Genomic DNA, 547 nt, shown 5'->3' with positions numbered 1-547 from the left:
CTGATAGCTGTTTTTGCAGGAACTCGTTATACTCACGTAAAGCCTTGAACTCCTCCACATCGGCATGGGCGTCCTCGATACGGGCGTTTGTCTTCCGGTTCGTATAGAAGCTAATCCCCCATTTTATCGCCTCGAATCCTCCTAACGTCCCGATTATTGTTAGTATATCGGTTAATTCTACATTCACTTTACACCTCCTTCCGTTTTTATTTGATCATCTTTGTTACGAGTTTTTCATTGCCATAAGGCAGTGTTTGTTATTTCTCCGCCTCCGGTCTGTGATAGATGGGAGGCGGATTTTTATATTATTCGCCCGGTTGCTCCTCTTTTAGCGGTTCATCCAAAATTTTGACATACGTCGGCATCGTGAACTCAGAGAACATGCCGTTGCGATCTATGAAGTCAACACGTTGTTTGAGGTATTGAAGTTCTTCATCAGTCAAAGCTATATCTGTTGTTTCTGTTATGGCCGCTGCATCAGTAAATCCGATATTGATTTGACCACTCCCCATATCCTTGATAACGATACGCTTCTGATCAACCTCCG

General features: G+C 43.5%; 2 pseudogenes. Both read right to left on the bottom strand.

The window, feature by feature from the left end:
* Nucleotides 1–187 (bottom strand): annotated as a pseudogene (locus KTG12_RS21480) (hypothetical protein); the annotation flags it as partial.
* Nucleotides 188–305: 118 nt separating this feature from the next.
* Nucleotides 306–547, bottom strand: a pseudogene (locus tag KTG12_RS21475) (hypothetical protein); the annotation flags it as partial.

It is taken from the genome of Parabacteroides sp. MSK.9.14 (genome assembly GCF_019041495.1).
GTDB lineage: Bacteria > Bacteroidota > Bacteroidia > Bacteroidales > Tannerellaceae > Parabacteroides > Parabacteroides merdae.
The sequence above is the reverse complement of the archived record's forward strand: the minus strand, read 5'-3'. Positions and strand labels throughout refer to the sequence as shown.